This window comes from Streptomyces sp. NPDC047061 (assembly GCF_040643955.1).
Lineage (GTDB): Bacteria > Actinomycetota > Actinomycetes > Streptomycetales > Streptomycetaceae > Streptomyces.
In genome coordinates this window covers 12729-37490 of the sequence record NZ_JBEYVI010000067.1, presented here as the reverse complement: position 1 = coordinate 37490, position 24762 = coordinate 12729, and the positions used below count along the sequence as shown (strand labels likewise).

Here is a 24762-nt window from a genome sequence, read left to right as displayed (position 1 = left end):
CCCCATTCACGCGCCCCTGACCAGCAGGATCCGTCTCGCCGCCTGCCTCCGACCGAGTGATCGACGCAAATTCCCTCGAATTGGGCAACAGGGTCTCTCGATGAAGGTGAAGACCTCGGCGCGGGCGGTGGCCCGGTCGGGCCAGATGCGGGTGCCGATCTCTTCCTTGAGCAGGGCCCAGAAACTTTCTGCGGCCGCGTTGTCGAAGCATGATCCGGTGCGTCCGCAGCTGTTCCGCAGTCCCAACTCGCGTATTCGGTCGCCGAATCGGGTCGAGGTGTATTCGCTGCCGCGGTCATTGTGGATCACGCAGCCGGGTTCCAGGTTCCCTCGGCCGTAGGCCATGTCGAGGGCGTCCACGACGAGTTCTGCGCGGTGGTGATCGGCCATGGCATAACCGACGACCTCGCGGGTGGCCAGGTCCAGCCAGCAGGCGAGGTAGAGCCGGCCCTCGGCGGTGGGGAGGTAGGTGATGTCGCCGACCAGCTTGATCCCGGGCCGCTCGGCGTGGAAGTCGCGGCCGATCAGGTCAGGGGCCGGCTTCGCCTTCTTGTCGGGCCGGGTCAACGAGCGGCGCTTGCGCCGGGTGACGCCTCGGATGTCGCGCTCGCGCATGACGCGGGCGATGCGCTTGCGGTTCACCCGCCGCCCCAGACGCCGCAGTTCGGCGTGGATGCGCGGGACGCCGTAGGTGCGGCGGGAGGCGACGTGCAGCACCGTGATCTCGTGCGCGAGCGCGTCGTCGGCGGCCTGCCGGGCATGGCGGGCTGCCTCGCCCTCGCGCCACGCGTAGCAGGAGGAGCGGGCGACGCGCAGCACCCGGCACAGCAGAACGATCGGGTAGTTCGCCTTCTCCGCATGGATGAACCGGCACAACTCGCTCACCGGTCGTTCTCCTTCACGAAGAAGGCGGTCGCTTTTTTCAGGATCTCGATCGTCTGCTGCTGCTCGCGGTCCTCCCGCCGCAGCCGCTTGAGCTCCTCGCGCTCGGCACTGCTCAATTCGCCGGGAGTGCCCTCGCCCCGGTCCGCCTTCGCCTTGCGGTACCAGCCGCGCAGGGACTCGGAGCTGATGCCGAGTTCCCGGGCGACCGCCGTGACCGTCTTGCCCGAGGAGTCGACGAGCGCGATCGCGTCCCGCTTGAACTCTTCGGTGTACCGCTTCGTGTACTTGCTTCCCACCTGGTGCTACTTCCTCTGGAACCTCAGGTCCCAGTCTCCAGGTGTCCACGATCAAGGGGAAGGTTCACACCACCGGTCCACTGAGGGCCCGAGACATCTGTCAGGCCCTCGACTTCGAGCTCCTGCCGAAACACGTCGAACGCACCCGCGCCAAGATGAAACGCCTGGTCACAATAGGAATCCTCACCGAGGCCGAGCCCGGCACCTTCAGTTCAGCAAGAAGCAGTAACCAAGTCCGCAACGGACATCAATTCACGAACCGCCCACTACACAATCATGATCTTTGGCGCGTGTCGCAGCTGCCCGGTTTGGGCCGCTGCCTTTTGCGCGGGGCGACGCCGTGCGGGTGGATGCTGAGTTCGGGCACCTGGACCGCGCTGCCGAGGCCCTGAGCAGCGCAAATGGCATCGGTGCCGAACGTCTGCGGCAGGAAGGCGTGTGACAGGTGCGTCGAGGCTCTGCTGGAGAGCCTCGACGCGTCCGGGCAGGAATGGGCGACCGAGCAGCTACGGGAAATACTGTCGTTCGTCGCCGCTTCGACCGGTGATGTGGCCATCACAACGGGGAAGGCCGCCGCCCGCTAGGGCAGCAGCGCAGTCACCGGTGTCACATGCACGAGCGGCAGCCGGACCGGCCCCGCGACAGCGCCCGGCTTGGCCGTCTGAGGGCCCGCTTCCCGACCTTGCGATCGGGGAGCGGGCCCTCAGACGGCCAAGCGCGGGTCGGCGCGAAAGGCGTCGACGTCGCCCCTCGGGAGCGCGTCCCGCGCAGTTATGCCAGTTCGGCGTGCCTGGCGGGCTCCGCTTGCGGGGCCCCGGCAAGGTCGGAGCGCTTGACTCGGATCGCGACGATGGCCACGACCAGAGTGAGCAGTGCGATCCCGGAGTCGGCCAGCAGCCCGCGGGCGAACCCCGTGGCGTAGGCGTGGATGGGATCGGCATGCGCATGGAACTGGTTGGCGACGAGGGTCCAGGCGACGGTGCCGAGCACGGCCAGGCCCATGGAGCCGCCTACCTGCTGTCCGGTGTTGAGCAGGCTGGAGGCCACCCCGGAGTCGGATTCGGCGACGCCGGACAGCGCCGTCAGGGACGACGGGACGAACAGCAGGCCGATCCCGACGCCCGCGAGCATCGTCGGACCGAGGACCCCGCCGGCGTACGAGGAGTGCTCGGTGAGCCGGGACATCCAGAACAGCCCACCGGTGCTGACCACCGAGCCGACCAGCAGCAGCAGGCGGGGTCCGACCTTGGGCACCAGCTGGGCGGCGGTCCCCGACGCCATCAGGACTGCGACGGTGAACGGCATGTAGGCGAAGCCGGTCTTCATCGCGGAGTAACCCCACACCGTCTGCAGGAACAGCGTGAGGAAGAAGAACATCCCGAAGATGGCGGTGCCTGCCCCGGCGAAGATCAGGTAGGCGCCTGAACGGTTGCGGTTGCGTAGCAGCGGCAGAGGCAGCAGGGCGTGCAGGCTTCGGGTCTCGGTGATCACGAACGCGACCAGCAGGACAGCGGAGACGACGAACGACACGACGACCTTGGCATCGCCCCAGTGCGAGACCCCGTTAGGGCTGGTCGCCGCGCTGGACAGGCCGTAGACCAGGGCGGCGATCCCGACGGTGCCGGTGATCGCGCCGGGCAGGTCGAAGCGGCCGCGCAGGCGCGGGGTCTCGGTCAGTACCCGAGAGGCCGCGAGCGCGACCGCCAAGCCGATCGGCGCGTTCACGAACAGCACCCACCGCCAGGAGGCGTAGGTGGTGAGCAGGCCGCCGGCCAGCAGCCCGATCGCGCCGCCGGCGACGCTCATCGAGGCGTAGACACCCATCGCCTTGTTCCGCGCTGGGCCCTCGGGGAACGTGGTGGTGATCAGTGACAGTGCGGCAGGGGCCGTGATGGCCGCGCCGACGCCCTGGATTGCGCGGGCCGCCAGAAGGAACCCCTGGGAGTCGGCGAACCCGCCGGCCAGGGAGGCGGCGGAGAACAGCAGCAGCCCGGTTATGAACATCTTGCGGCGGCCCAGCAGGTCACCGGCCCGGCCCCCGAGGAGCAGCAGCCCACCGAAGGTCAGCGCGTAGGCGTTGACCACCCATTCCAGGTTGGCCCCGGAGAAGCCGAGCGCCTTCTGCATGTGCGGCAGTGCGACGTTGACGATGGTTGCATCGAGCACCACCATCAGCTGCGCGGTGGCGATGACCGCCAGGGCGAGGCCGGAACCGCGTGGGCGGTCCGCACCTGTACCGCCGGGCCCGGTCTCCCGGGCCGTCTCGGATCGTGTTTCGGACATGAACGTTTCTCCTGCGTCCGTGTGGGTTTTCGAGGAAGGCCAGCTCGAAGCGACCCGCGGCGTGCGCAGGGCGTTGCGGAGCTGTCCGGTTTTGGGTGGGGGACCGGGTCGCAGCCGGCAGTTGCGTGCTTGCCGACGGACCCGGGCTGGCAGGGCCGGCCTAGACGGCGGTCGCTCCGGCGTCGGCTGCGACGGTCGCGCCGGTGAGGTACGCGGAGCGGTCGCTGGCGAGGAAGAGGATCACCTCGGCGATCTCGCGGGGTGATGCGATTCGGCCGAGCAGGGTGGACTTGCCGACCTGCTCGGCGCCCTCCTCGCCCAGCGCGCCCAGCAGCGCGTCGGTGCGTGTGGGGCCGGGGGCGACGGCGTTCACGCGGACGCCGGCCGGGCTGAACTCCGCGGCCCAGGTCCGGGTGAGCGACTCCAGGGCCGCCTTGGTCGCGCTGTAGACCGACGTGCCCGGCGTTCCGACCCGTGCCAGGGTGGAGCTGACGTTGACGATGCTGCCCGCACCCTGGGCGAGCATCGCGGGAGCGAGCGCCGCGGTGAGGAAGTAGGGGGCCCGGACGTTGGCGGCGAGCACTGCCTCGAAGCTCGCCACGTCCTGGGATGCTGTCGGGGCCGGAAGGATGACGGCCGCGTTGTTGACCAGGATGTCGACGGCGCCAACCCGATCCGCCAGGATTCGCAGCGACTCCAGGTCGCTGAGGTCGGCCGCGAAGAAGCGGGCGAGGCCGCCGTTTTCCGCGATCGCGTTCACGACGGCGGTACCGCGTTCCGCGTCGCGGCCGGAGACGAGGACCTCGGTGCCGGCCTCGGCCATCAGCTTGGCCGTCTCGGCGCCGATGCCGGCGGTCGAACCGGTGATGAGAGCAGTCCTGCCGGTGAGTTCCATATCGCGCCTTCCGAAGGGTCCGACCGCCGCCGGCGACCAGAGTGGATTGTGTGACCCACATTGCTGGCACAAAAATGGGTTGTCCAATCCAAAATCAGGTACATTCGGGCCATGGACACCGATGCGCGGCCGACCGGCCGGAAGCTGACGCGCAAGGGCCGGGAGACCCGGCAGCGGATCGTGGCGGCGGCCGCCGAGCTGATGTACGAGCGCGGCATCGCCGAAGCGACAATGGAGGAGGTCCGCGCCGCCGCCGGCGTGAGCGGCTCGCAGATCTACCACTACTTCGCCGACAAGCAGGCGCTGCTCCTGGCGGTGATCGACTTCCAGACCGAAGCGGTCCTGGCCATGCACCAGCCGCAGTTCTGCCGACTGGACACGATGGCGGGGCTGCGGCAGTGGCGGGACATGCACGTGGAGTACCACCGCCGGCTGCAGTGCCGCGGCGGCTGTCCGATCGGCTCGCTCGGCGGCGAGGTCGCAGAGACCAACCCCGAGGCCCGTCTCGCTGTCGCCGCGGGACTCGTGCGCTGGGAAGCAGCCATACGGGACGGCCTGCAGGCCATGCACGACCGCGGCGAACTCGACGCGGACCCCGAGGACCTCGCCCTGGCCCTGCTGGCGGCCCTGCAGGGCGGCCTGCTGCTCACGCAGATCCAACGCCGGGTCAAGCCCCTCGAAGCGGCACTGGACACAGTGCTCGATCACATCCAGTCCTGGATCAGGAGTTCCCGAGTGGGCGGTTCGTGAGTCTTTGGGTCGTTCTGTGGTCGCCTGATGGTGTGGGGTGCGGGCGGAATCCCCGGGTCCGCGGTGCGGGGTCTGCTGGGGTTGGCGGGTGAGTGAACGGAAGCCGTATCCGAGTGACTTATCGGACGAGCAGTGGTCGTTGATCGAGCCGGTGATCACCGCGTGGAAGGACCGGCATCGCTCGGTCAGCGGCCACCAGGGCGCCTACGACATGCGGGAGATCGTGAACGCGATCCTCTACCAGGGGCGGACCGGCTGCCAGTGGGCCTATCTCCCGCATGACCTGCCGCAGAAGAGCGCAAACTACTACTACTACTACTTCGCCGCCTGGCGGGACGACGGAACCGACCAGGTCATCCACGAGCTCCTGCGCTGCCAGGTCCGCGAACGCGCCCGACGATTAGAGGACCCGACCTTGGTGGTCCTGGACACCCAGAGTGTCCATGCGGCCGCCGGGGTGCCCGCCTCAACGACCGGCCACGATCCGGCCAAGCGGGTGCCGGGCCGCAAACGCGGACCGGCCGTGGACGTCCTCGGCCTGGTCATCGCAGTCGTCGTCCTCGCCGCGAACACCCACGACAATGCCGCGGGCAGCATCCTGCTGGACCAGGTCGCCGAGCACACCGGCGGCACCGTCCGCAAAGCTCTGGTCGACCAGGGCTTCAAGAACCAGGTCGTCATGCACGGCGCCTGCCTGGGGATTGACGTCGAGATCGTCGGACGCAACCCGCAGGACAAGGGTTTCGTGCCGCAGCCGAAGCAGTGGAGGGTCGAGCAGACCTACGGGATCCTGCATACTGCACCGGCGCCTGGTCCGTGACTACGAGCACCGCCCCTCCTCCTCCGCCTCCCGCGTCTACTGGGCGATGACCCACGTCATGACCCGACGCCTCACCGGCGCGAACGCCCCCACCTGGCGCGCGACGCAGGCGGTGGCAGCGTGAACATCCGGTCTCTGCTCGAGGCCCTGACCCTCCAGGAAGACGCCGCCCGGGCCCTGGCCGATGACCTCCGCGCACAGATCGACGACCTGCAGACCCGGCTGCGGGAGGCCGAGACCCACCTGAGCACCTCGCGATCACCCGCAAGACCGTCACCGGCCTCGCCGACCGGATCCCCGCATCGCCGCCGGAGCTGCCCGAGCACCCGGACTACCCACGCGTCCTCGCTGTCTTCAACGACGCGAACGAGCCGCTACGGGCCAAGGAGGTCTGCGAAGCCCTCAGCTACGAACTGCTGCCGAAGAACGTCGGAGGCACCCGCGCCAAGCTGAAACACCTGGTCAAACTCGGGATCCTCACCGAGGCCGATGCCGGCAACTTCGCCAGGAAACAATAGCCGACGCAACCTCCACCAACGGCCCCGCTCCCACCTCGGCCGGAAACGGACATCACCTTACGAACCGCCCACTTAGAAAGATCGCGCTAGGACGCCCCTCCCGCAAACGCTCCCGCCCCGCGCTGATGGGGATCTTTGAATCTGGGTCTGGGCGGAATTTCGTGAAGGCACAGGTCAGCGGCATTGAAGCAACATCTTTCGTCTGGGCGTCCACCCCGTGGCAATCAATGCGATCGGGGACGTACGGGCAGTGGTCGGCTGTCTTGTGATGATCGACGGCTCGGCCGGTTCACGCCTGGAATTCGGTGAGATCGATGGTGTGAACGCGCAGCGGATAGCCGTACACCGGGTGCGCCGTCTCTCGCTCCGGCACCATGCCGAGCTTGCGGATGATGTTCTCGGAGGCGTCGTCGCCCACACGGTTGATGCTGATGACTTGGTTGAGGCCGCGGTCCTGGAGCGCGAATTCCAGCGTGGCATGGGCGGCTTCGGATGCGTATCCCTGACCCCAGAACTGTGAGCCGAGCCGCCAGCTGATCGCCACTGCGGGCAGTACCTCCGGCAGGAACTCGGGCACGGACAGACCCGTGAAGCCGGCGAGCTCACCCGAAGCCAGCAGCTCGACGGCAAAGAGCCCGAAGCCTTCCTCGTCCCACTCCTCCTCCCACTGCTCGATGGCTTCTGCCGTGTGGTCCAGGTCGCGCACCGTGCCGTCGTCGATCCAGCGCATGACCCGCGGGTCCGCGTTGATGTCCGCCATAGGTACGAGGTCGTCGTCATGCCAGCGACGGAGGAGGAGGCGGGGAGTACGGATCTCGGTCATGGCGCTCATCCTGCCGAAGGCAACGGCCTCATGGGGAATCGGCGCCGGCCCGTGCTGCCGCTCCAGCAGGCAAAGCATCAAGCCGCCTGCACCACAGACCGCTACGGGTGAGTCACGGGTCCGACCCGGGCAGATGACGTGCCCCTTGGCTGGCGCGGTCGCGAGGTGAGATCGATTCGGCGGCAGCATGCCGCACCGCAGCACCAAGATGGTTCACGGAATCGCGGTCAGAGCCAGATTCAAAGAGCGCCATCAGAGCACCGACAAGGTCGCGAAGACAGCCGAAAACCGGCCGCCCGGTGCGCCCGACCAACAGCCCTCCGCAGTCCCGGGCACGGCGGACAGCCCGCTCCAGGCCGCCGGCCGCGGGTGCCGTCACACAGTCCAGACCGACGACCGTCAACGGCCCGGGCGGTCTTGCGCGGCCGTCCAGCAAGCCGGCGTCCGCCGCACCGGCCGCGAGACCGGTCCCACAGACGACTGTGGCCGCCGGCACCTCCCTGACCTACCATCCCCGCATGGCCGACGACCCGGAATCCGGCACCACGGCACCCTCCGCCCGGCGCCGAACACCCGGCGCTCCGCCGTCACCCTCCCCGGCCCGGCCCCACCCCGACGCGACACCGCCGGCCCGGGCCTGGCCCGAGAACGACCCCGCACGCCTCGCCGAGGACTGGGCACGCAGCGGCATCCCCCTGCTGACCGGCCACCACGACGGACCCCCGCTGCTCCCGCCCGGCGGAGCAGCCACCCTCGCCACCCGGCTGGCCGAACACGTCGCCGCAGCCGGCGGCGCACGCCTCGACGGAGCACAGCTCCTCACCGAACGTGCCGCGCTCACCGGACGCGGACGACAGGGCCGCCTCTCGGTCGGCGGCAGCTGCCGCCTCCTGCCCACCCGGGACGGCTGGGCAGCCGTCTCCGACGCACGCCCCGACGATCCCCTCCTGTGGAGCGCACTGATCGGCCGGGAACTCGAACCAGGCACACTGCCCGGCAGGCTGGCCCACTGGCTCGCCGCCCACAACGGCACCGAACTCGACGAACGCGCCGAACTCCTGTCCCTCGCAGGCGGCGCCATCCGGCCCCGACCGGACCGCACCTGCCCGATACCCGCACAGCCACGCAGCGCAGCCGGACTCCTGGTCGTCGACTTCAGCGCCCTGTGGGCAGGACCGCTCTGCGCCCATCTCCTCGGCACCGCAGGAGCGAGAGTGGTCAAGGTCGAGACGCCGTCCCGCCCGGACGGAGCCCGCTTCGGCCACCCCGCCTTCTACGACCTGCTCCACGCCGGCCACACCTCCATCGTCCTCGACCCCACCGACACACACGAACGCACCGCACTCCACGCGTTGGTCGGCCGGGCGGACATCGTCATCGAAGCCTCCCGCCCCCGCGCCCTCGCCGGGTTCGGCCTCGACGCCGACGCAGAAGCCGCCCGAGGCTGCACCTGGATCTCCATCACCGCATACGGACGGACCTCGCACCGGGTCGGCTTCGGCGACGACGTCGCCGCCACCCGCGGCCTCCTCGCCACCGACACGGACGGACTGCCCGTGTTCGCAGGCGACGCCATCGCCGACCCCCTCACCGGCCTCCTCGCCGCCGCACTCGCCCTGTCCCAACACCCCCACGGCACAGTGCTCGACATCGCCATGGCAGACGTCGTCACCGCCTCCCTCACCACACCCGACCACCACGACACCCGTGTCGTCGGACAGAGGGGCGGCTGGCTCGTGGACGACGGCAGCACATCCCACCGGGTGGCCGCCCCGCGTCCGCGCCGACCGGCCGACACCGCCTCGGCGAGCGGCGCCGACACCACCCAGGTACTCCACGAACTCGGAATCCCCCTGCCATAAAACCGGCCACCGACCCGGCATACACAGACCCACAACCAACAGACCACCGCCCGGACCAAGAACGGACAGACTGAGGACAGACAGACCGACGAACTCGGCCCGAAGCCCGCACACACACCGCGAAACGGATCCACCCAGCCCGCGACGCCCTGCCACCCGGACTGCCTGCACACACCAACACCCACCCCCAGCACGCTGCGACCTCCCGCACGTCCACACCCCCACCACCCCTGCGCGCACCGGCCGCAGACGACACCGCACCAGCACGGCCCGGAACGGCCCGGAACACCGGCCCCGGCAAACAGACCACCCGACCTCACAACACCACCCACCCCGACACACCCCAGGCGGGCACCCCGTGCGCCGATGCCCTGTCACCTCCGCCGGCCGGCCTTGTGCGGCTGACTCCCATCGGGGGCGGGATCCACAGGTCGATCCCCGACCGGCAGACAAGCACCTGAAATTCCGGCCGGACAGGTCGATCTTGGTCGGCAACCCGTCTACCAGGAGCCTCACCTGCTCCCGGACACCACCCCCGCGCCAACTCGCCGCCCCATCACCCAAGCCAAAACCGCCGCTCGCTGTCTCTCGCAACCGCTGCCACACACACGAGAGACCGCAGCCGGGCCGCCCGTGCCTCGCGTGACCTTGGTGCGGAGCCGGACCGTGGACAACGGTGACTCAATGGGATTCGTGGTCCGCAGGTGAAGCCGGCCGGTCGTCACGGGACATCGAGGCCGAGCTCAACAACTCACTGAAACCGCCCGTTCCGCGGACTCCACTCAGGGAACACGATTGAGTAACCGATACTCATTTCTTTCACCCCGCCTTCGGCTATCCTCCGAAGGATTCCCCAGGGCTGTGCAGGGCCCACCGGAGCCGGCTCCACCCCAAAGCCGGGCGACAACTCGCCGGGCGGAACCCCGTGTTCCCCTCCCCGTACCTCGATCGTGCCCGACGGCCTTCCCGGATTCCCGAAGGAGCATGAATTGCGTGTGAATGTGCGTGTCCGACGGCGCCCGCAACTGACGGGGTTACGCGCAGCAGCAACAGTTGCGATGTCCGCGGCCCTCGTCGTGCCCCTCGCTGCGACCCCGTCGAGCGCGAACACGATCCACAAGAGTGCGGCGGTCCGCGAGAGTGCGGCCGCCGACCCTCGGGCGCTCTCGGCGGTCCGGCAGGACGGCACCGCAAAGACGCGCGCTCGCCTGCGGGAGTTGGCGCGGAAGTTGGTGGAAGAAGGAGTGCCTGGGGTGATCGTGCGGGTGGACGACGGTCACGGCAGGCCCATCGAGATCTCCGAGCAGGCCGCCTGGACGAAGAAGGACCACCGGCTCAGGGCGGACGACGAGGTGCGAGAAGCGTCCAACACCAAGACGGTGATGGCCACCCTCGTCCTGCAACTGGTCGCCGAGCACAGACTCGCCCTCACCGACCCGGTCGACAAGTGGCTGCCCGGCCAGGTGCGCAACGGCAGAGCGATCACCCTGCGCATGCTGCTCAACCACACCAGCGGGCTGTTCGACTACACCGAGGACCCCGCCCTCGCACCGGCCCTCACCGGCCAGGACTCCCACGTATGGACGTCGACGGAAATCCTGAACCTGGTGAGCAGACACCCGGCACTGTTCGAGCCCGGCACCCAGTGGTCGTACAGCAACACCAACTACATCGCGATCGGCGCCGTCCTGGAGAAAGCCACCGGCAAGAGCCTTGCGGCACTGGTGCGGGACCGGATCGCCAAACCCCTGGGACTCCGGCACACCTTCTACGCCACCGGCTCCGCCTGGCACGACCCGCACGCCCACGGCTACGAACCCGACGCCGCCCACATGCCACCCGACGTCCCCGACGAGTTCAGGAACTACGCCGGACCGCAGCACGACGACCACGTCGACGTCACCCGCGACTACGTCACCGCCGACGGAGCCGATGCCGCGATCGTGTCCACCGCCGGCGACTGGTCCCGTTTCTACAGCGCGCTGATGTCAGGCCGCCTGCTGCCCGCCGCCCAACTGGCCCAGATGCGCACCACCGTGCCCGAGAACGGGCCAGGGGACCCGGACCAACTCGGCTACGGGCTCGGCATCGAGACGGCAAAAACCGACTGCGGCACCGTCTGGGACCACGTCGGCATCGTCCCCGGCTACGCGACCTACAACGTCACCGACCCCACCGGCCGCCGCACCGCCGCCTTCTTCCTCGCCACCTCCACCCTCACCAAACAGGCGCACCAGACCGGCGCAGCCCTGATGGACACGGTCAACTGCGCCATCTTCGACTGACCTGCCGCATCTCCGCGGGAACCGCCTCCGGATCACCATACGAAACACCCAACCGAGCGGTTCCAACCCGGGCGAACGGGCGGCGAGTCGGCACAGCGGCGGCGTCCGGGAACAGGTGAAGTGCCTGGCAGACGGGTCGCCGACCAAGATCAACTGACCGCCCGGAACCTCACGTGCCTGTCCACACATCAGGAACCCATCCGACCAGCTCAAACCCCACACCACCCCTCCCCCATGCCAGCCACCCGACACCGGAAGGGGACACCCCTCGGCGGGGATTCCGGCCGGACAGCTGCCCGCAGGGCACCGACGCATCAGCCGCCCCTTTCCAGACCCGGGCCCTGGAACGAACTGACCAGAGAGACCGGGCTGTGTTCCGGGATCCAGATCGAGGCGCATGCGCATGTAGCGTGCCTCCTGCGGGCCGGGCCGATGGTGCCCGCCCGGCCTCCACCCGCGCCGGGCGTAAAACGCCCGAGCCCGGGAGTTGCGCTCCCACACTTCCAGAACGCCCGTGGCCAGTGACACGTCACGAAGAAACTCCACGAACGCCGCGTGCAGACGGCTGCCGATGCCGCATCCCCACACTCCGGGGCGGACGTGAACCTGATACAGCTGACCCACAGATACGAGATCGACATCAGGTTCGTGAGGAGGGCCCATCGCCAAGACACCCACCAGATCGCCCTCTCGTTCCGCGCACAGAACGATCCGCTCATCGCAGAAGGCGGCACGCAGCCAGCTCTCCCGCCGGCTGGACCACGCGTCGGGGGAAGCGAGCCCCACATCTGACAGGCCACCTGCCCGGTAGTACGCCGTGCGGGCGAGAGTGTGCAGGTCGGTGGTCCTGTCCACGTCGTCCGGGTTCGCAGTTCTCAAGAGCGTCTGAGAAGTCGTCACGATCACGAGACGCGCTCACCGCGATCGCTGGTTCTCCTTACGACGCCGGGACGCCAAGCATCCAGCGTGCAGCGAAAAGCCGTCCGCGTTCCAGCACCACCAGGACAGCGCGTCTCATGGTCCAGCGGAGGGCGGAGAGGCCTGACGTCGAACAGGTGTGCCACGCCGCTGGACGGACGGCCCCGACCGTGAGGTACGGCAGCCGACTACGCTGCACCCGGCGCAGGCAGTGGAAGCGCTACCCGCCGTCCCAGGCCGAACTCCCCCGCCGCGTCGTTACCGCCCACGGCAAACGCCCCCGCGGGGACCCCGGGGAGAGTGGCCACCCGGGACGCCACCGCCAGGAGCTCCCGCTCACCTGCTCCGGTGACGAAGAAGACGTAGGCGCCCCCGTCGTCCTCTCCATCGTCGAAAACCTCGACATCGCCTTGGTCTTCAAGAGCGAAGAGGAAGTCCTCGACGTCCTCGATCCAGGGAAACGGGTAGGCGCCGTCAGGCAGGTCGGGTATCGGCAGCAACGGCACATGGATCTCGACAACTATGGCGGGCACGACGCCATCCTGCCCCAGCGTCTCCGTCCGGCTCCACCAGGGGCCCACCTCGTCAGCGCTCCTGACGAGGTCGGAAGGGCCCACTGTGAAGTCCTTCGCCGGCGCCGCCCGAGTCGGCCGGATCCTGGACGAGCGGGCCCGTGATCTCCTTCATCTGCTCGCGCAGGGACCATCCGGCCAGATCCTCGCGCCAGCGGCTGCGACGCACGCAGATGCCGTACTCGGGGTCGCTCTTCCTCCCCGCGTAATCGCGGTCGGCGAAGGGCGGTCGAGCGGCACGCCACGTCTCTGCCGGGATGAGCAGGAACTCCGGCCGGTCACCGCCCGCCGGAAAGACCACCAACACGACCGCACGATGAGACTCCAACGGGAAATGCCTCCTGCGCATGAACAGACTCGGCGGCAACCAGGAGTTCCGCCGCGGATCCCATCGGGCGGTGCGTGGAGTGATGTTGTGCTGGCGTAGCCACGCCGGGTTGCCTGCCGAGTGGTGCGCCTTGCCGGCCCGGACCTTGCCGAGGTGTCGCGGACGGGGGCCATAGTGTGAGCGGGCGGCAGCGCGTGGCTACCGTGGAAATCGGGCTGCGCTCGGGCTGGCGGGCTGGCGGGCTGGCGGGCAGGCGGGCAAGGTGCCGGATCTGCTGTGGGATGACGTCAGGGACTTCTTCGACCCCGATCTGATGGGTGCGACCGTAGCGGCGCACGAGGTCGTCCATCGTCTCGAGCTTGCCGCACGCTGCCGCACTCGGGTCCGTACCGTGCGGGACAGCGCGAGGCCCGGTCTGCGCTGCACAGGCCGGGCCTCGCGTTATTCGCTGTCGGGATGACTCGGTAGCGCTATCTCGCCGGAGCCTCCCAGAGTGGACGCCAGCGGTTCTCGCTCGCCCTCCGTTCGGTTCACCCGGTGCTGCGCCAGGAACGCAGCCGGTCGGCGATGTCGTAGACGGTGAGCCGAAGCGCACGGATGTCGGTGATCAGGTCCCGCCACAGCTCGAAGGAGTCATCGACGTCCTCGCCCGAGGCCCGAATGTATGCCACCGCCACCCCGTACCCGAAGTACGCGTTGCGGGCCGGCAGCGGGCGGAGCAGGACCAACTGTTCCAGCAGGGCGGCCGCCCGCCAGTACGCGTCGGGTTCGCCCACGTCCAGCTGCGGCGTGTTCACCCGGTGCCGGGCGACGGCGGCCACCAGACCCGAGTAGTCCCGGACCCCGAGTTCCTTGCCGAGGAGCTCTTCCTGCCGGTCAAGGAGCCATCGGATGTCGATGTGCAGTTCCAAGTCTCAGGCCGCCCGCCCTGCGGCGCTGCGCCGGGCCGGGGCGTCGTCAGGGAAGGCCTCGTCGAACGCCTCGGCCAGTCCGGGACGGGCGATGATATCGCGGAACACGGCCGTCGCCCTGGTCAGCTTGATCTGGTTCTCTTCCTCTATGGCCAGCTCGGCCAGGTAGGCGCGTACGCTCTGTCCGCGGGCAGCGGCCACCTTAGCGAACCGGTCCCTGGTCTCGGAGTCGACCTTCACGGTGGTGTCAGCCATACCCCGAGTATACACTCACGGATACCTTCACGAATACCTGTCCCGGAACGGCGGCCTCTTCCCGGTCACTGTCCGTTGCCGATCAGCTCAGGCGTGAGATCGCCGCGCACCCGTCGCACACGGGGACGGTGCCGGTACCGGCCGAACTCAAGGCACGGCTGGTCAACCTCGATCTCCACGACGACCTCCGGCTTGACGGGCCAGAACAGCACTGAACCCGCGCCGGGCAGTCCACCCACCGTGCCCGGCAGCTCACGCATCTCCTCGCCGGCCACGTGCAGGAGCGGCGCCACGACCAGGCGCACCGGCTGAGCGAGCGGGAGGCTCACGCCAACCGCGCGCATCCGCCCGTCTGTTGGGTCTGATGCAGGTTCGGGTGGCAGGTCATCCCCCGTAAGGGGACACAACGCACCCTCCGCATGCCACGTATCCTGACGCCCGCCTCGTCAGCGGGCTGGGCCGTGGCGGGATTGGTACTCGTTCTTCGCCGGCAAGGAGGGCCTGTTCGAGGCCGTCTACGAAGCAATCGTCGAGCAGACGGTGGATGCCGTGCCGATCGACGCCGACGACCTGCCCGGCTACGCCGGCCGCCTGCACGACGCAGCGGCGCAGCACCCGCAGGTCATGCGGTTCCTCGCGTGGTACGCACTCGAGCGCGCCGAACGGCCGGCACCCGAGATCGTCGCCCGCTCCATGGACGAGAAGATCGCTGCCATCGAGGCGGCACAGCAGCGCGGGACCGTCACATCCGACACGCCGGCCGGCGAGATCCTCGCGCTGGTGCTGACGCTGGCCAACATGTGGGAGCACCACACCGAGGACGTCAGCCACCTGGTGACCGACGCGCAACGGCGCACCATCATCACCGACGCCGTGCGCCGCCTGGTCACCCCGCACGAGCCCGCTCGTGGCTGACCACATCACGACGGCCCGGCGGGCCGACCGCCTGCGAGATCGCCGATCGAGTCCGTGCCGGCCACACCGGTGCGCCGGCCATGACCGATGCGACGACGCGCGCCATCACTGAACGTGACGGCGATGTAGGGGCCGCCACCGAGGTCCAGGCCGAACTGCGCGAGTTCTGCCCCGAGACGGGGCGGTCGCGGTGGGCGCGACCTATAATTGAAGAGTTCTTCAATTGGCTAGTTGCATCGATTGACAGATGATCGACGGTGTGGAGGTCGGGGTGGGAGCAGTTGTCGAGGCGCTGCTGGCGCGGGTGCGGGCGGCCCGGGCCGCTCTGGCGGCCGCCCGGGAGGCCGAGGACCCCTACGCCGTCGCGGTGGCCCAGGACGAGCTGGACGACGCGGTGAGGTTCGCCCGCAGGCACGGGCTCGACGTCGAGGCGACCGAGCCGGACGAGGGGTGATCGGGATGCCGGTTCCGCTGTACGAGGCGAAGGCGGAGTTCTTCCGGATGCTCGGGCACCCGGTGCGGATCAGGGTGCTCGAGCTGCTGCAGGACGGGCCGAAACCGGTACGCGACCTGCTGTCCGCCATAGAGGTCGAACCGTCGAGCCTGTCGCAGCAGCTGGCGGTGTTGCGCCGCTCCGGGATCGTCACCGCCACCCGGACCGGCTCGACCGTCGTGTACGAGCTGGCGGGCGGGGACGTGGCCGACCTGCTGGCCGCGGCACGCCGGATCCTGTCCGTGCTGCTGGCGGGCCAGCAGGAGCTGCTGCACGAGCTGCGTTCCACGGACGCCGCCCGGTGAGGGGCGGGCGTCCCTTCCGGCCGTGGCGCAGACACCTGCCCGCGGCCGCGACAGAGCATGCGGCGTCGCCCGTGCGGCGCCACATCGTCTCAGTTCCGGTGGGACCGGAGGCGGTGCGGATGGCCCGTGAGGCGGTGGCCGGACGATTCAGTGAGGTGGGCGTCGCACCGGATTCCGCGTTCGCCGACGCGGTACTGCTGGTGGTCAGCGAGCTGGTCGTGAACGTGCTGCGGCACGCGCCCCGGTCTCCCGTCGCGGACGTGGGGATAACGGTCGGGGCGAGGCATCTGGTCGTCAGCGTCGCCGACGCCGAGCCATGTCTGCCCGAATTCGAACCCGGTGCGACGGGGGCGGGACTGCAGTTGGTGGCCGAGCTGGCCGGCGAGTACGACGGCGACATCAGCGCGGAACCGGCCATCGACCACGACGGCAAGGTGGTTCTCGTGAGGTTCCGCGTGCCGTCACAGGCCAGGTGAACGTGAAGATCACTCAGCACAGGGAGACGACATCGTGAGTGAGGGAGCCGAGGCGGCCGAGCAGCGGGCGAACCCGACGCGCAAAAGGAAGGACAAGGACCGCGAGTGGCAGATCGAGCGCGGGGTCGTGATCCGGGCGGGCTTCTACATCTTCGGCACCCATCTGTTCGCCGGGTTCGTGTGGCTGCTCTTCTACCTCGGCGAGCACGCACCCAAGTAACCACGTCACCGGGGTTCCGGGCGCCCCGCGAAACGCGTCGCCCCAGGCCTGGGGCCGAACGGCCCTGTGCAACTGCTGAGGCGCCGGTGAAACTGAGTGTCGGCCCAGCCGGTGGACGGCCGTTCCTCTCCCACGGGCGGCTGCCCGTGTGCCTCCTTCTCGGCGGACCACCCTGGACATGGCTTGAGGACTTCTTCGAGCAACTGGTTGCCGTGACCGGCATGGATGGGGAGAAAGGATTCCCGAGGTTGATCGCTGTTGTGGGACATCAGGATCTCGCGCCCTGGACCCTGGCTCTGCTGGAGGAAGAGCTGTACGCGCGGCTGGCCCGGTGTGCCGAGGCCGGGCGGACGGGCCTGGTCCGGGTCGGGCAGGGGCTGCCGGTGGCGTTCGGACGAGCCGCGAAGCAGGCCGGGCTGGCGCTGGTGACCGTGGTGCCCACGCTGAACCGGGTGCCCGCGCTGCTGCGGGAGCGGGACCGGCGGGCAGCCGGGGAGTTGCTGCTGCTGTCCGAACAGGTGCGGCTGCTGGAGTACGACCCGGCGGACCGGGACGCGTGTGTGCGCGTCGACGAGCGGCTGTTGCGGGCCTGCGCCCGGGTGCTGGCGATCTGGGACGGCACCGCGTCGAACGGCCGTGACACCACCGCCCACCTGGTGGCGTACGCGCGCAGCCACGGCATCGACGTCGAGGTGCTGTGGCCGGACGGCGCCGAGCGGGTACCGGACCAGGTGGGAGGGGAGTTGCCATGACGGCCGGTACGCCACCGAGGGTCCGCATGGTCGAGCTGGGCCGGGACGAGGCGCTGGGACTACTGGCCGAGGCGCGGCTGGGACGGGTGGTGTTCTCCCACCAGGCGCTGCCGGCGATCCGTCCGGTCAACCATCTCGTGGAGGCGAACGGGGACATCGTCATCCGCACCCACACCGGGGCCGCGTTGCTGGGCCGGGTGGCGCGGTCGGAGGTGGTGGCCTACGAGGCCGACGCCCTCGACCCGGCCACCGGAACCGGCTGGAGCGTGGTCGTCACGGGTGCCGCAAGCCCGGTGCCGGACCCCGCCGAGCTCGCCCGCTACCTGACCGAGCTCACGCCCTGGACCGATACGGAGATGGAGCACGTGGTGCGGATCAGGGCCGACATCGTGACGGGATACCGGCTGGTGGGCGGCGAGCCGGGTTCCTGACCCATCACAGGTCGTTGCCCGCGTAGGACAGGTTGAAGCTCTTGTTGGTCAGCGGGAAGTCCGGGACGATCGTGTCGTTCAGGGCAACCGGCAGGGCGGGCCAGTTGAAGAAGGACGGGTCGACGGGCTTGACCCGGGTAAGAGTGCCGTCGGCAGTGAGTTCGACGCGGGTGGCGATGGTGCCGCGCCAGCCCTCGACCAGTCCCACGCCGGTGCCAGGGCCCGCGTCGGCCAGCGGGCGGGGCGCCAGCACGGCGGCCGGGGCGTCGAGTCCTTCGGCGAAGTGCTCGATCAGGGCGAGTGAGACCTCGATCTCCTGGGCACGGACGAGGAAACGGGCCAGGACGTCGCCGGTGGCGTGGACGGGTACGTCGAGTTGTGGACCGTATGCGGTGAAGGGGTGCGCCACGCGGGCGTCGTCGGCGATGCCGCTCGCGCGCGCGACGTAGCCGAGGCAGCCGATCTCCCGGGCCGCGGTGGTCCGTAGGACGGCCGTTCCCGTGAAGCGGTCACGGACCGTGGAGTGGCCGAGGGCGAGGTCGGCAATCTCCCCGATGTCCTCGCGGATCGCCTTCAGCCGGGCCGGATCGGGCAGGGCGCGCAGGACTGCGCCGCCGGGGACGATGCCGCCCCGTAGCAGCCGGTGCCCGGTGATCTCTTTGTTCAGACGCAGGAGTTGCTCGCGGACGCGCTGGGCGTGGGCGTTGAGGATGCCGTGGCCGACGTCGTTACAGAGCATGCCGAGATCGGCGACGTGGTTGTGGATGCGCTCGAGTTCCAGCAGCAGGGCACGGGCGCACTGTGCCCCTTCCGGGACCTCGGTGCCGGTGGCCTCCTCCACGGCCAGGCAGTAGGCGAGCGCATGGCCGACGGCGGTGTCTCCGCTGATGCGCTCGGCCAGCGGCAGGCCGGCGGCAACGCTGCGGCCCTGGAACAGTTCCTCGATGCCTTTGTGGACGAACCAGAGGCGGGCCTTGAGTTTGAGGATCGTCTCGCCGACGACCGAGAAGCGGAAGTGGCCGGGTTCGATCAGCCCGGCGTGTACCGGGCCGACCGGGATCTCGTACACGCCGTCGCCCTCGACCTCCAGGAAGGGGTAGGGGCCTTCCTGTTCGCCGAAGGTCGGCGGGGGACCGGCGTCGGGGTGCATGGGGTACCAGCCGCGGGGCCAGTGGAAGTGGCGGACGAGGCGGCGGGGCAAAGGGTGGCCCTGGGGGACGATGCCGAACAGGTCGCGCATCTCGCGTTCGAACCGGCCCGCCGCAAAGGAGAGATGAGCCAGCGACGGCACTTCCGGCCGGTCGGGGTCGAGACGGACATGCAACTCCACGCGCGTATCGGGCGGGCCGGAGGCGAACAGGTACACCACGCGCGGCCCGTCCTCGTCGATGTGCGCGGCGACCAGGGCGAGCCGGTGGCCCTGGGCGAGCAGGTTCTCGGCATGCCGGGGCAGGGTGGCGGAGCTGCTCTGGTAGCTCTTGCGCATCGCGTCACTGGCCTCCGATCGCGTGGGCGGCGGCGTGCAGCAGGTCGGTGAGCGGGTCGGTGGCCACGCCCAGGGCGGCGCAGGCGGCCAGCCCCGCTGCCAGGGACCACACGGCCGAGGGGCTTTCGTGTGAAGGTGTTCCTGGTCCGAGCAGCATCCGGGCGGTGCGGGCGGCGAGCGCGGCGAAGGCCAGGAGCACGAGCAGCAGAGCCGCTGCGGTGACCCAGCTCAGGCCTGTGCCGGCTGCGAACCCGGCCCGGGCGATGCCGAGTTCGGAGGCGAAGAGGCTGAAGGGCGGGAAGGCCATCAGGGCTACGGCCGCGAGTCCGAACGCCCCTCCCAGTGACGGCGCCTGGGCGATCAGGCCGCGGACGCGTCCGATCCGTGTGGTTCCGGTCAGCTGGAGGATCTGGCCGGAGGCGCAGAAGGCGACGGACTTGGCCAGTCCGTGGCCAGCGATGTGCAGCAGTGCGGCGGACAGGGCGAGGGGGCTGCCGACCGCCGTGGCCAGGGCGATCAGGCTCATGTGTTCCATGCTGGAGTAGGCCAGCATCCGCTTGTAGTCGCGCTGGGCGAGCAGCAGGCCGGCCGCGAGGGCGAGGGTGAGCAGCGCGATGGCGGCGAGCAGCATGCGGGTGAAGTCGGTGCCGAGGGCGGCATCGGCGATGACCCGGTAGCGCAGGATCGCGGTGAAAGCGACCGAGAGCAGGACACCTGACATGAGCGCCGAGACCGGCGCGGGGGCCTGGCTGTGGGCGTCGGGCAGCCAGGCGTGCAGAGGGACGAGGCCGGACTTGGTGCCGAAGCCGAGGACGATGAGGGTGATACCGAGGCGGGTGACCGCCGGGTCGAGCCGGTCGGCGCGGGCGACGAGGGTGGGCCAGTCAAGTGCCCACGCCTCCGTGATCCCGGCCTGCCGGGCCGCGTAGTAGATCAGCACGGTGCCGAGGAAGGCCAGCGCGATACCGGCCGAGCAGATCACCACGTACTTCCAGGCGGCCTCCACGGAGGTGCGGGTGCGGCGGTGGCCTACGAGGAAGGCGGTGACGATGGTGGTGGCCTCGATCGCGACCCACAGCACGCCGAGGTTCGCGGTCACCACGGCCAGGCACATGGCTGCCAGGAACGCCTGGACCAGGGCGTGGTAGCGATGTACGGTCCGCTTGCTCGCCCGCCCGGCGTCGCGTTCGCCCCGCAGATAAGCGGGCGCGCTGCCGCAGGCGATGAGCGCGACGGCGCCGATGACCAGGAGCATCCAGGCGGTGAGCGCGTCCGCGCGCAGCAGCCCGGAGTACGCGCTGCGCGGGCCATCAGCCATGACATCGACCGCGAGCAGGCTGCCGCACGCGAGGATCACGGCAGGTGAGACGAGAGGGGCCCAGTCCCACACATGGCGCTCGTGCACCCGGAAAGGCTCGGGTGACTCCGCGACCAGGACAGAGCCCTGAGCGGATGCCCGCTTGCGGGCCTGGGTGAGCGTTACGGCGAGTGCTGCGGCAGGCGGGTGGGCGCGGGCTCTGCTCACCGTGTATGCCCCGGCGACCAGCAGTGGTGCGGCGGCGGGTGCGGTGAGCAGCAAGGCGGATGCGGTGGGGCTCATCAGTCGTGCAGCTCCCGCAGGTCGTCGATGTCGGTGGTTCCGAACGCCTCGCGCATGCGAGTGGTGAGGATCTGCAGTACCAGGACGGCGAGCAGTACGTCGAAGGAGACGCCGAGTTCGACGATCAGCGGCACGCCGGAGGTGGCGAGGAACGCGGTGGCGGTGATGCCGTTGTCCAGCAGCAGGAAGCCGACCACCTGGGCGAGCGCCCTCCTGCGGGTCACCAGCACGAAGAAGCCGATCAGAACGACGGCGAGACCAACGGGCAGGGCACGCGTGGCGGGCGTCGGGTTCAGCTCCGTCAGCGGGCGGGCCACCGTGTAGGCCAGCAGGGTGAGCAGGGCTGTCGTCAGCAGGGAGGCGGCGACGTTGACCAGGGGCTGCGTTTCCCGGGTTTCCGCTGCCGCGGTGCCGTACCGCTGCCGGTCGGCCGTGAGCGTGGCCAGGGCACGGCGCATCAGATAGGGCAGGACACCCGCTCTGAGCAGGCCGATGCCGATGCCCACGCCGATGAGGTCCCAGCGTTGTTCGTGGGCGCCGAGGAGTATGGCGAGGGCGGCGAGCGCGATGCCCTGGAGGGCGAAGATCCGGACGATGACGGCCAGTTCGCGCACCCACAGCACGAGCACGGCCGCCAGCAGGAAGAGACCGCAGGCCAGGTCGAGGAGCTGAGTGTAAAGGCCGCCGTTCATGAGGCTCCGGTCAGGAAGTACGAGGCGGTCACCGCAAGGAGCGCCAACAGGAAGGATCCGGCGAGGAGTTCGGGCACACGGAACAGCCGGACCTTGGCCCAGAAGACCTCGGCTGCCGCCAGTACCGCGCCCAGCAGGACGAGTTTCGCCGCGAGCAGCACCAGGGCCATGGCCAGGGCGGCCCAGGAGGCGGTGGTGGCGATGCCCCAGGGCACGAACAGGGAGGAGAGCAGGCCGAGGAGCACGGTGAGGCGCATCTGGGCGCCGAGTTCGACCAAGGCCAGGTCGGGGCCCGCGTACTCCAGCACCATCGCCTCGTGGATCATGGTCAGTTCGAGGTGGGTGGAGGGGTTGTCCACCGGGATCCGCCCGGTCTCCGCGAGTACCGCCACGGCGAGCGCGGCCACGGCCAGGAGCCCGGCCGGGGAGGCGAGACGGGCCGGTTCGTGGGCGGCGCCGGTGACGATGGCGGGGATGTTGGTGGTGCCGGCCGGTATCGACAGGGCGAACACCGACAGCAGGATGGTCGGCTCCACCAGGGCCGCGACCGTCATCTCGCGGGAGGCCCCCATGCCGCCGAACGCGGTGCCGGTGTCCAGACCGGCCAGGGCCAGGGCCAGCGTGCCGAGCGCGATCAGCGACACCACCACGATGAGATCCGCATGCCCGCTCACCTGGGTGTCGGTGGACAGCAGCGGCACGAGTGCGGCAGTGACCACGGTGGTGGCGACCAGCAGCGCGGGGGCGGCCCGGAAGGCGGGTCCGGTGCCGCCCGGGGTGATCGGTTCCTTGCGCAGCAGTTTGCGGGCGTCCCGCCAGGGCTGGAGCACTCCGGCTCCGGCCCTTCCCTCCAGACGGGCCCGCACCTGGCGCATCCACCCGGTCAGCAGCGGCGCTCCTGCTGCGACCACCACAATCTGGCCGGCGACGGCCGTGTATCCGACAGCACTCATCTGTTCGCTCTCACCAGCCCACCGCCAGGATCAACAGCAGGACGACCAGGCCGGCGAAACCGTAACCGAGATAGAGGTGAACGCTGCCACCCGCCAGCCGCCGGGCAGCCTGCCCCACGCCGGCCAGGGACCGCAGCACCGGCTCGTACAACCGGTGCTCGATCCGGTCGGGCACCCGATGCTGGAAGCGCACCCGCTCCACCAGGTAGGCGGACTCGCGCACCGGGGTGACGTCCACGTCCTGCTCGGGTGCGAGGACGTCGTCGAAGACCCGCTGCAGCGGCTCGGCGAACGAGGTCGCGGTGTAGGCCATCCGCGGGGTCGGCGCCCCGCCCCCGCAGTCCCACAGCCGTGCGTTCACCCGGCGCCGACGCCGCCCGTACAGCCGGGGCAACCCCGCGGCCAGCAGAATCGCTACGGTCAGGGCGGCCACGACCCACAGCGGCGACAGCGTCGCGGAGACGTCGGCGAGCCGCACCCTGAGACCATCGCCCGACACCGCACCGCTGCCGGGAAGCCCGACCGCGCCAACAGCCCGGTCGAGGCCGTCGCCCAGCAGTCCTGGCACCAGTGCCAGGGCCGCACACCCTGCCCCGAGCAAGGCCATCGCGGCGAGCATCAGCCGTGGTGCCTCCTTCGCGGCCGCCGCCTGCGGGCTGCGCGGGCGGGCGAAGAAGCCCACCCCGAGCGCCTTGACGAACGCAGCCGCGGCGATCCCGGCCGACAGCGCGATCAGTGCCACCGACAGCGGCAGGACGACCGCCACCGCGACGCCCGGCACCACCAGTCCATGGATCAGGGACTGCAGCAGCAGCCACTCACTGATGAACCCGTTGCCCGGCGGCAGCGCCACCGCGCCCAGCGCGCCCAGCGCGAACAACCCGGCAGTGAACGGCATGGACGAGCGCAGCCCGCCCAGCCGGTCCAGGTCCCGCAAGCCGGTGGCCCGCACGACCGCCCCGGCCGCGCAGAACAACAAGGCCTTGAACATGGCGTGGTTGACCACGTGCAGCAGCGCCGCGGCCAGCGCCAGAGCGGCCAGCGGCGGGTTGCCGTAGGCGGCGAACAGGCCGGAGGCACCCACGCCGATGAGGACCAGGCCCATGTTCTCCGAGGTCGAGTACGCCAGCAGGCGCTTGAGGTCGGAGGCCATCGCTGCCTGCAGGATGCCGTACACCGCGCTGGCTCCGCCCACCGCGATCAGCCCCAGCCACCACCAGGCCGGACCGCCGCCGAGCAGATCGAGGCCGGTGCGGACGAGACCGTAGATCCCGAGGTTGACCATGGCGGTGCTCATCAACGCCGAGACGGGGCTGGGTGCTTCGGGATGCGCTCGCGGCAGCCAGGCGTGCAGCGGCACGGCACCCGCCTTCGATGTGAACGCGAGCGCGACCACGACGAACACCAGACCGCGGACCGTGGGCGACACGGTGTGCGCGCCCGCCCGCAGCGCGGTGAAGGTCTCCCCGCCCGCCTCAACGGCGAACAGGGCGAACCCCGCCAGCAGCAGCACCAGGCCGAGGTGGGTCATCACCGCGTACCAGCTGCCGGCTTGCCGTACCGAGGCCCGCTCCCGGTGCTCGGCCAGCACCAGCAGCAGCGACGCGAGCGCCATCACCTCCCACAGGGCCAGGAACGTGGACACGGATGCCGCGACGGGCACCAGCAAGAGGGTCAGCGCGAACAGCGGCAGCACCGCCTGCGCCGTACGTGAGCCGAGCCCGTGCGCGCCGTGCTCGGCCGCATACCCCATTCCGTACACCGCGACCGCGGCCACGACCGCTCCCGCCACAGCCATGAAGAGGCCCGCCAGCGCGTCCACCGCGACATGCGTCCCGGCCAGCGGAAGCAGCCCGGGGAAGGCGGCGCTCCAGCGGCTGCCTCCCAGCGCGGCCACACCCGCCGTACCGCCGGCAACCCCCACACCCGTCATCAGTACGCCGGTGACCGGAACGCGCAGCCGGTAGGGCAGCGCGCATCCGGCAAGCGCTCCCGCGCCGGCCAGTGCGGTGGCCGTCGCGAGGGCGGCCGGGATCAT

At 70.0% G+C, this 24762-nt stretch carries 27 protein-coding genes and 2 pseudogenes; 12 read left to right on the top strand and 17 right to left on the bottom strand.

Annotation, left to right across the window (positions count from 1 at the left end):
• Window positions 1-6: 6 nt before the first annotated feature.
• Both ABZ887_RS47905 and ABZ887_RS47900 read right to left on the bottom strand, forming a co-directional pair.
• On the bottom strand, window positions 7-885 hold the full coding sequence (locus tag ABZ887_RS47905) for an IS3 family transposase (protein WP_361305427.1): 879 nt from the start codon (window positions 883-885) through the stop codon (window positions 7-9).
• On the bottom strand, window positions 882-1181 hold the full coding sequence (locus ABZ887_RS47900) for a transposase (protein WP_361305425.1): 300 nt from the start codon (window positions 1179-1181) through the stop codon (window positions 882-884). Before ABZ887_RS47900 ends, ABZ887_RS47905 begins: the two co-directional genes overlap by 4 nt.
• A 401-nt stretch (window positions 1182-1582) precedes the next feature.
• Here ABZ887_RS47900 and ABZ887_RS47895 point away from each other — a divergent pair, with 401 nt between their 5' ends.
• Window positions 1583-1765: a hypothetical protein gene (locus ABZ887_RS47895; protein ID WP_361305423.1), complete on the top strand. Its 183-nt coding sequence runs from the start codon at window positions 1583-1585 to the stop codon at window positions 1763-1765.
• Between the two features lie 187 nt (window positions 1766-1952).
• On the opposite strand, the gene ABZ887_RS47890 is transcribed toward ABZ887_RS47895, so the two are convergent.
• The gene (locus tag ABZ887_RS47890; protein WP_361305421.1) at window positions 1953-3464 is read right to left on the bottom strand and encodes an MFS transporter; all 1512 of its coding nucleotides are present in this window, start codon (window positions 3462-3464) and stop codon (window positions 1953-1955) included.
• Between the two features lie 160 nt (window positions 3465-3624).
• The gene (locus tag ABZ887_RS47885; protein ID WP_361305419.1) at window positions 3625-4359 is read right to left on the bottom strand and encodes an SDR family oxidoreductase; all 735 of its coding nucleotides are present in this window, start codon (window positions 4357-4359) and stop codon (window positions 3625-3627) included.
• A 111-nt stretch (window positions 4360-4470) separates the two neighbouring features.
• On the opposite strand from ABZ887_RS47885, the gene ABZ887_RS47880 reads away from it, so the two are divergent.
• Both ABZ887_RS47880 and ABZ887_RS47875 read left to right on the top strand, forming a co-directional pair.
• Window positions 4471-5109 (top strand): TetR family transcriptional regulator, encoded by a 639-nt coding sequence (locus ABZ887_RS47880; protein WP_361305417.1) that lies wholly within the window; start codon window positions 4471-4473, stop codon window positions 5107-5109.
• 88 nt (window positions 5110-5197) lie between these two features.
• Window positions 5198-6053: pseudogene (locus ABZ887_RS47875) on the top strand (IS5 family transposase).
• Here ABZ887_RS47875 and ABZ887_RS47870 read toward each other — a convergent pair.
• Window positions 5966-6172 carry a hypothetical protein gene (locus ABZ887_RS47870; protein WP_361305435.1) on the bottom strand — a complete coding sequence of 69 codons (207 nt, stop codon included), beginning with the start codon at window positions 6170-6172 and terminating at the stop codon, window positions 5966-5968. The pseudogene ABZ887_RS47875 and the gene ABZ887_RS47870 sit on opposite strands and share 88 nt — an antisense overlap.
• Window positions 6173-6736: 564 nt before the next feature.
• Complete coding sequence (locus tag ABZ887_RS47865; RefSeq protein ID WP_361305415.1) at window positions 6737-7270, bottom strand: GNAT family N-acetyltransferase; 534 nt, start codon at window positions 7268-7270, stop codon at window positions 6737-6739.
• 518 nt (window positions 7271-7788) lie between these two features.
• On the opposite strand from ABZ887_RS47865, the gene ABZ887_RS47860 reads away from it, so the two are divergent.
• Both ABZ887_RS47860 and ABZ887_RS47855 read left to right on the top strand, forming a co-directional pair.
• Window positions 7789-9132 (top strand): CoA transferase, encoded by a 1344-nt coding sequence (locus ABZ887_RS47860; RefSeq protein ID WP_361305413.1) that lies wholly within the window; start codon window positions 7789-7791, stop codon window positions 9130-9132.
• Between the two features lie 1253 nt (window positions 9133-10385).
• Complete coding sequence (locus ABZ887_RS47855; protein ID WP_361305433.1) at window positions 10386-11417, top strand: serine hydrolase domain-containing protein; 1032 nt, start codon at window positions 10386-10388, stop codon at window positions 11415-11417.
• 459 nt (window positions 11418-11876) lie between these two features.
• Here ABZ887_RS47855 and ABZ887_RS47850 read toward each other — a convergent pair.
• The 6 genes and pseudogenes from ABZ887_RS47850 to ABZ887_RS47825 all read right to left on the bottom strand — a co-directional run.
• Window positions 11877-12203 (bottom strand): annotated as a pseudogene (locus ABZ887_RS47850) (GNAT family N-acetyltransferase); the annotation flags it as partial.
• A 320-nt stretch (window positions 12204-12523) separates the two neighbouring features.
• Complete coding sequence (locus ABZ887_RS47845) at window positions 12524-12868, bottom strand: hypothetical protein (protein WP_361305411.1); 345 nt, start codon at window positions 12866-12868, stop codon at window positions 12524-12526.
• Between the two features lie 52 nt (window positions 12869-12920).
• Complete coding sequence (locus ABZ887_RS47840; RefSeq protein ID WP_361305409.1) at window positions 12921-13214, bottom strand: hypothetical protein; 294 nt, start codon at window positions 13212-13214, stop codon at window positions 12921-12923.
• A gap of 551 nt (window positions 13215-13765) precedes the next feature.
• The gene (locus ABZ887_RS47835) at window positions 13766-14146 is read right to left on the bottom strand and encodes a toxin Doc (RefSeq protein WP_361305407.1); all 381 of its coding nucleotides are present in this window, start codon (window positions 14144-14146) and stop codon (window positions 13766-13768) included.
• 3 nt (window positions 14147-14149) lie between these two features.
• Complete coding sequence (locus ABZ887_RS47830) at window positions 14150-14401, bottom strand: antitoxin MazE7 (protein ID WP_361305405.1); 252 nt, start codon at window positions 14399-14401, stop codon at window positions 14150-14152.
• 65 nt (window positions 14402-14466) lie between these two features.
• Window positions 14467-14706: a hypothetical protein gene (locus tag ABZ887_RS47825; protein ID WP_361305403.1), complete on the bottom strand. Its 240-nt coding sequence runs from the start codon at window positions 14704-14706 to the stop codon at window positions 14467-14469.
• 244 nt (window positions 14707-14950) lie between these two features.
• Between ABZ887_RS47825 and ABZ887_RS47820 the strand changes: the two genes are divergently transcribed.
• The 7 genes from ABZ887_RS47820 (at window position 14951) to ABZ887_RS47790 (ending at window position 17993) form a co-directional block, all read left to right on the top strand.
• The gene (locus ABZ887_RS47820; protein ID WP_361305401.1) at window positions 14951-15316 is read left to right on the top strand and encodes a hypothetical protein; all 366 of its coding nucleotides are present in this window, start codon (window positions 14951-14953) and stop codon (window positions 15314-15316) included.
• Between the two features lie 247 nt (window positions 15317-15563).
• The gene (locus ABZ887_RS47815; RefSeq protein WP_361305399.1) at window positions 15564-15770 is read left to right on the top strand and encodes a hypothetical protein; all 207 of its coding nucleotides are present in this window, start codon (window positions 15564-15566) and stop codon (window positions 15768-15770) included.
• Between the two features lie 5 nt (window positions 15771-15775).
• A complete protein-coding gene (locus tag ABZ887_RS47810; protein WP_361305397.1) occupies window positions 15776-16114 on the top strand; it encodes a metalloregulator ArsR/SmtB family transcription factor in 339 nt (112 codons plus the stop codon).
• Window positions 16115-16233: 119 nt separating this feature from the next.
• The gene (locus ABZ887_RS47805; protein ID WP_361305395.1) at window positions 16234-16590 is read left to right on the top strand and encodes an ATP-binding protein; all 357 of its coding nucleotides are present in this window, start codon (window positions 16234-16236) and stop codon (window positions 16588-16590) included.
• Between the two features lie 34 nt (window positions 16591-16624).
• Window positions 16625-16810 (top strand): DUF6126 family protein, encoded by a 186-nt coding sequence (locus ABZ887_RS47800; protein WP_361305393.1) that lies wholly within the window; start codon window positions 16625-16627, stop codon window positions 16808-16810.
• Between the two features lie 248 nt (window positions 16811-17058).
• The gene (locus tag ABZ887_RS47795) at window positions 17059-17562 is read left to right on the top strand and encodes a DUF834 domain-containing protein (protein WP_361305391.1); all 504 of its coding nucleotides are present in this window, start codon (window positions 17059-17061) and stop codon (window positions 17560-17562) included.
• Entirely contained in the window at window positions 17559-17993 is a 435-nt protein-coding gene (locus tag ABZ887_RS47790) for a pyridoxamine 5'-phosphate oxidase family protein (RefSeq protein ID WP_361305389.1), read from the top strand. The genes ABZ887_RS47795 and ABZ887_RS47790 overlap by 4 nt, the downstream gene beginning before the upstream one ends.
• Window positions 17994-17997: 4 nt before the next feature.
• Here the strand turns inward: ABZ887_RS47790 and ABZ887_RS47785 are convergent, their stop codons facing one another.
• From ABZ887_RS47785 to ABZ887_RS47765, 5 genes are read right to left on the bottom strand one after another with little or no spacing between them, the layout of a single operon-like run.
• Window positions 17998-19479, bottom strand: a complete 1482-nt coding sequence (locus tag ABZ887_RS47785; protein WP_361305387.1) for an NADH-quinone oxidoreductase subunit C — start codon at window positions 19477-19479, stop codon at window positions 17998-18000.
• 4 nt (window positions 19480-19483) lie between these two features.
• Window positions 19484-21079 (bottom strand): proton-conducting transporter membrane subunit, encoded by a 1596-nt coding sequence (locus ABZ887_RS47780; RefSeq protein ID WP_361305385.1) that lies wholly within the window; start codon window positions 21077-21079, stop codon window positions 19484-19486.
• Window positions 21079-21771, bottom strand: coding sequence for a hypothetical protein (locus ABZ887_RS47775; protein ID WP_361305383.1), 693 nt, complete (start codon window positions 21769-21771; stop codon window positions 21079-21081). The genes ABZ887_RS47780 and ABZ887_RS47775 overlap by 1 nt, the downstream gene beginning before the upstream one ends.
• Window positions 21768-22724, bottom strand: a complete 957-nt coding sequence (locus ABZ887_RS47770) for an NADH-quinone oxidoreductase subunit H (RefSeq protein ID WP_361305381.1) — start codon at window positions 22722-22724, stop codon at window positions 21768-21770. The genes ABZ887_RS47775 and ABZ887_RS47770 overlap by 4 nt, the downstream gene beginning before the upstream one ends.
• A 10-nt stretch (window positions 22725-22734) precedes the next feature.
• On the bottom strand, window positions 22735-24762 hold the full coding sequence (locus ABZ887_RS47765) for a proton-conducting transporter membrane subunit (protein WP_361305431.1): 2028 nt from the start codon (window positions 24760-24762) through the stop codon (window positions 22735-22737).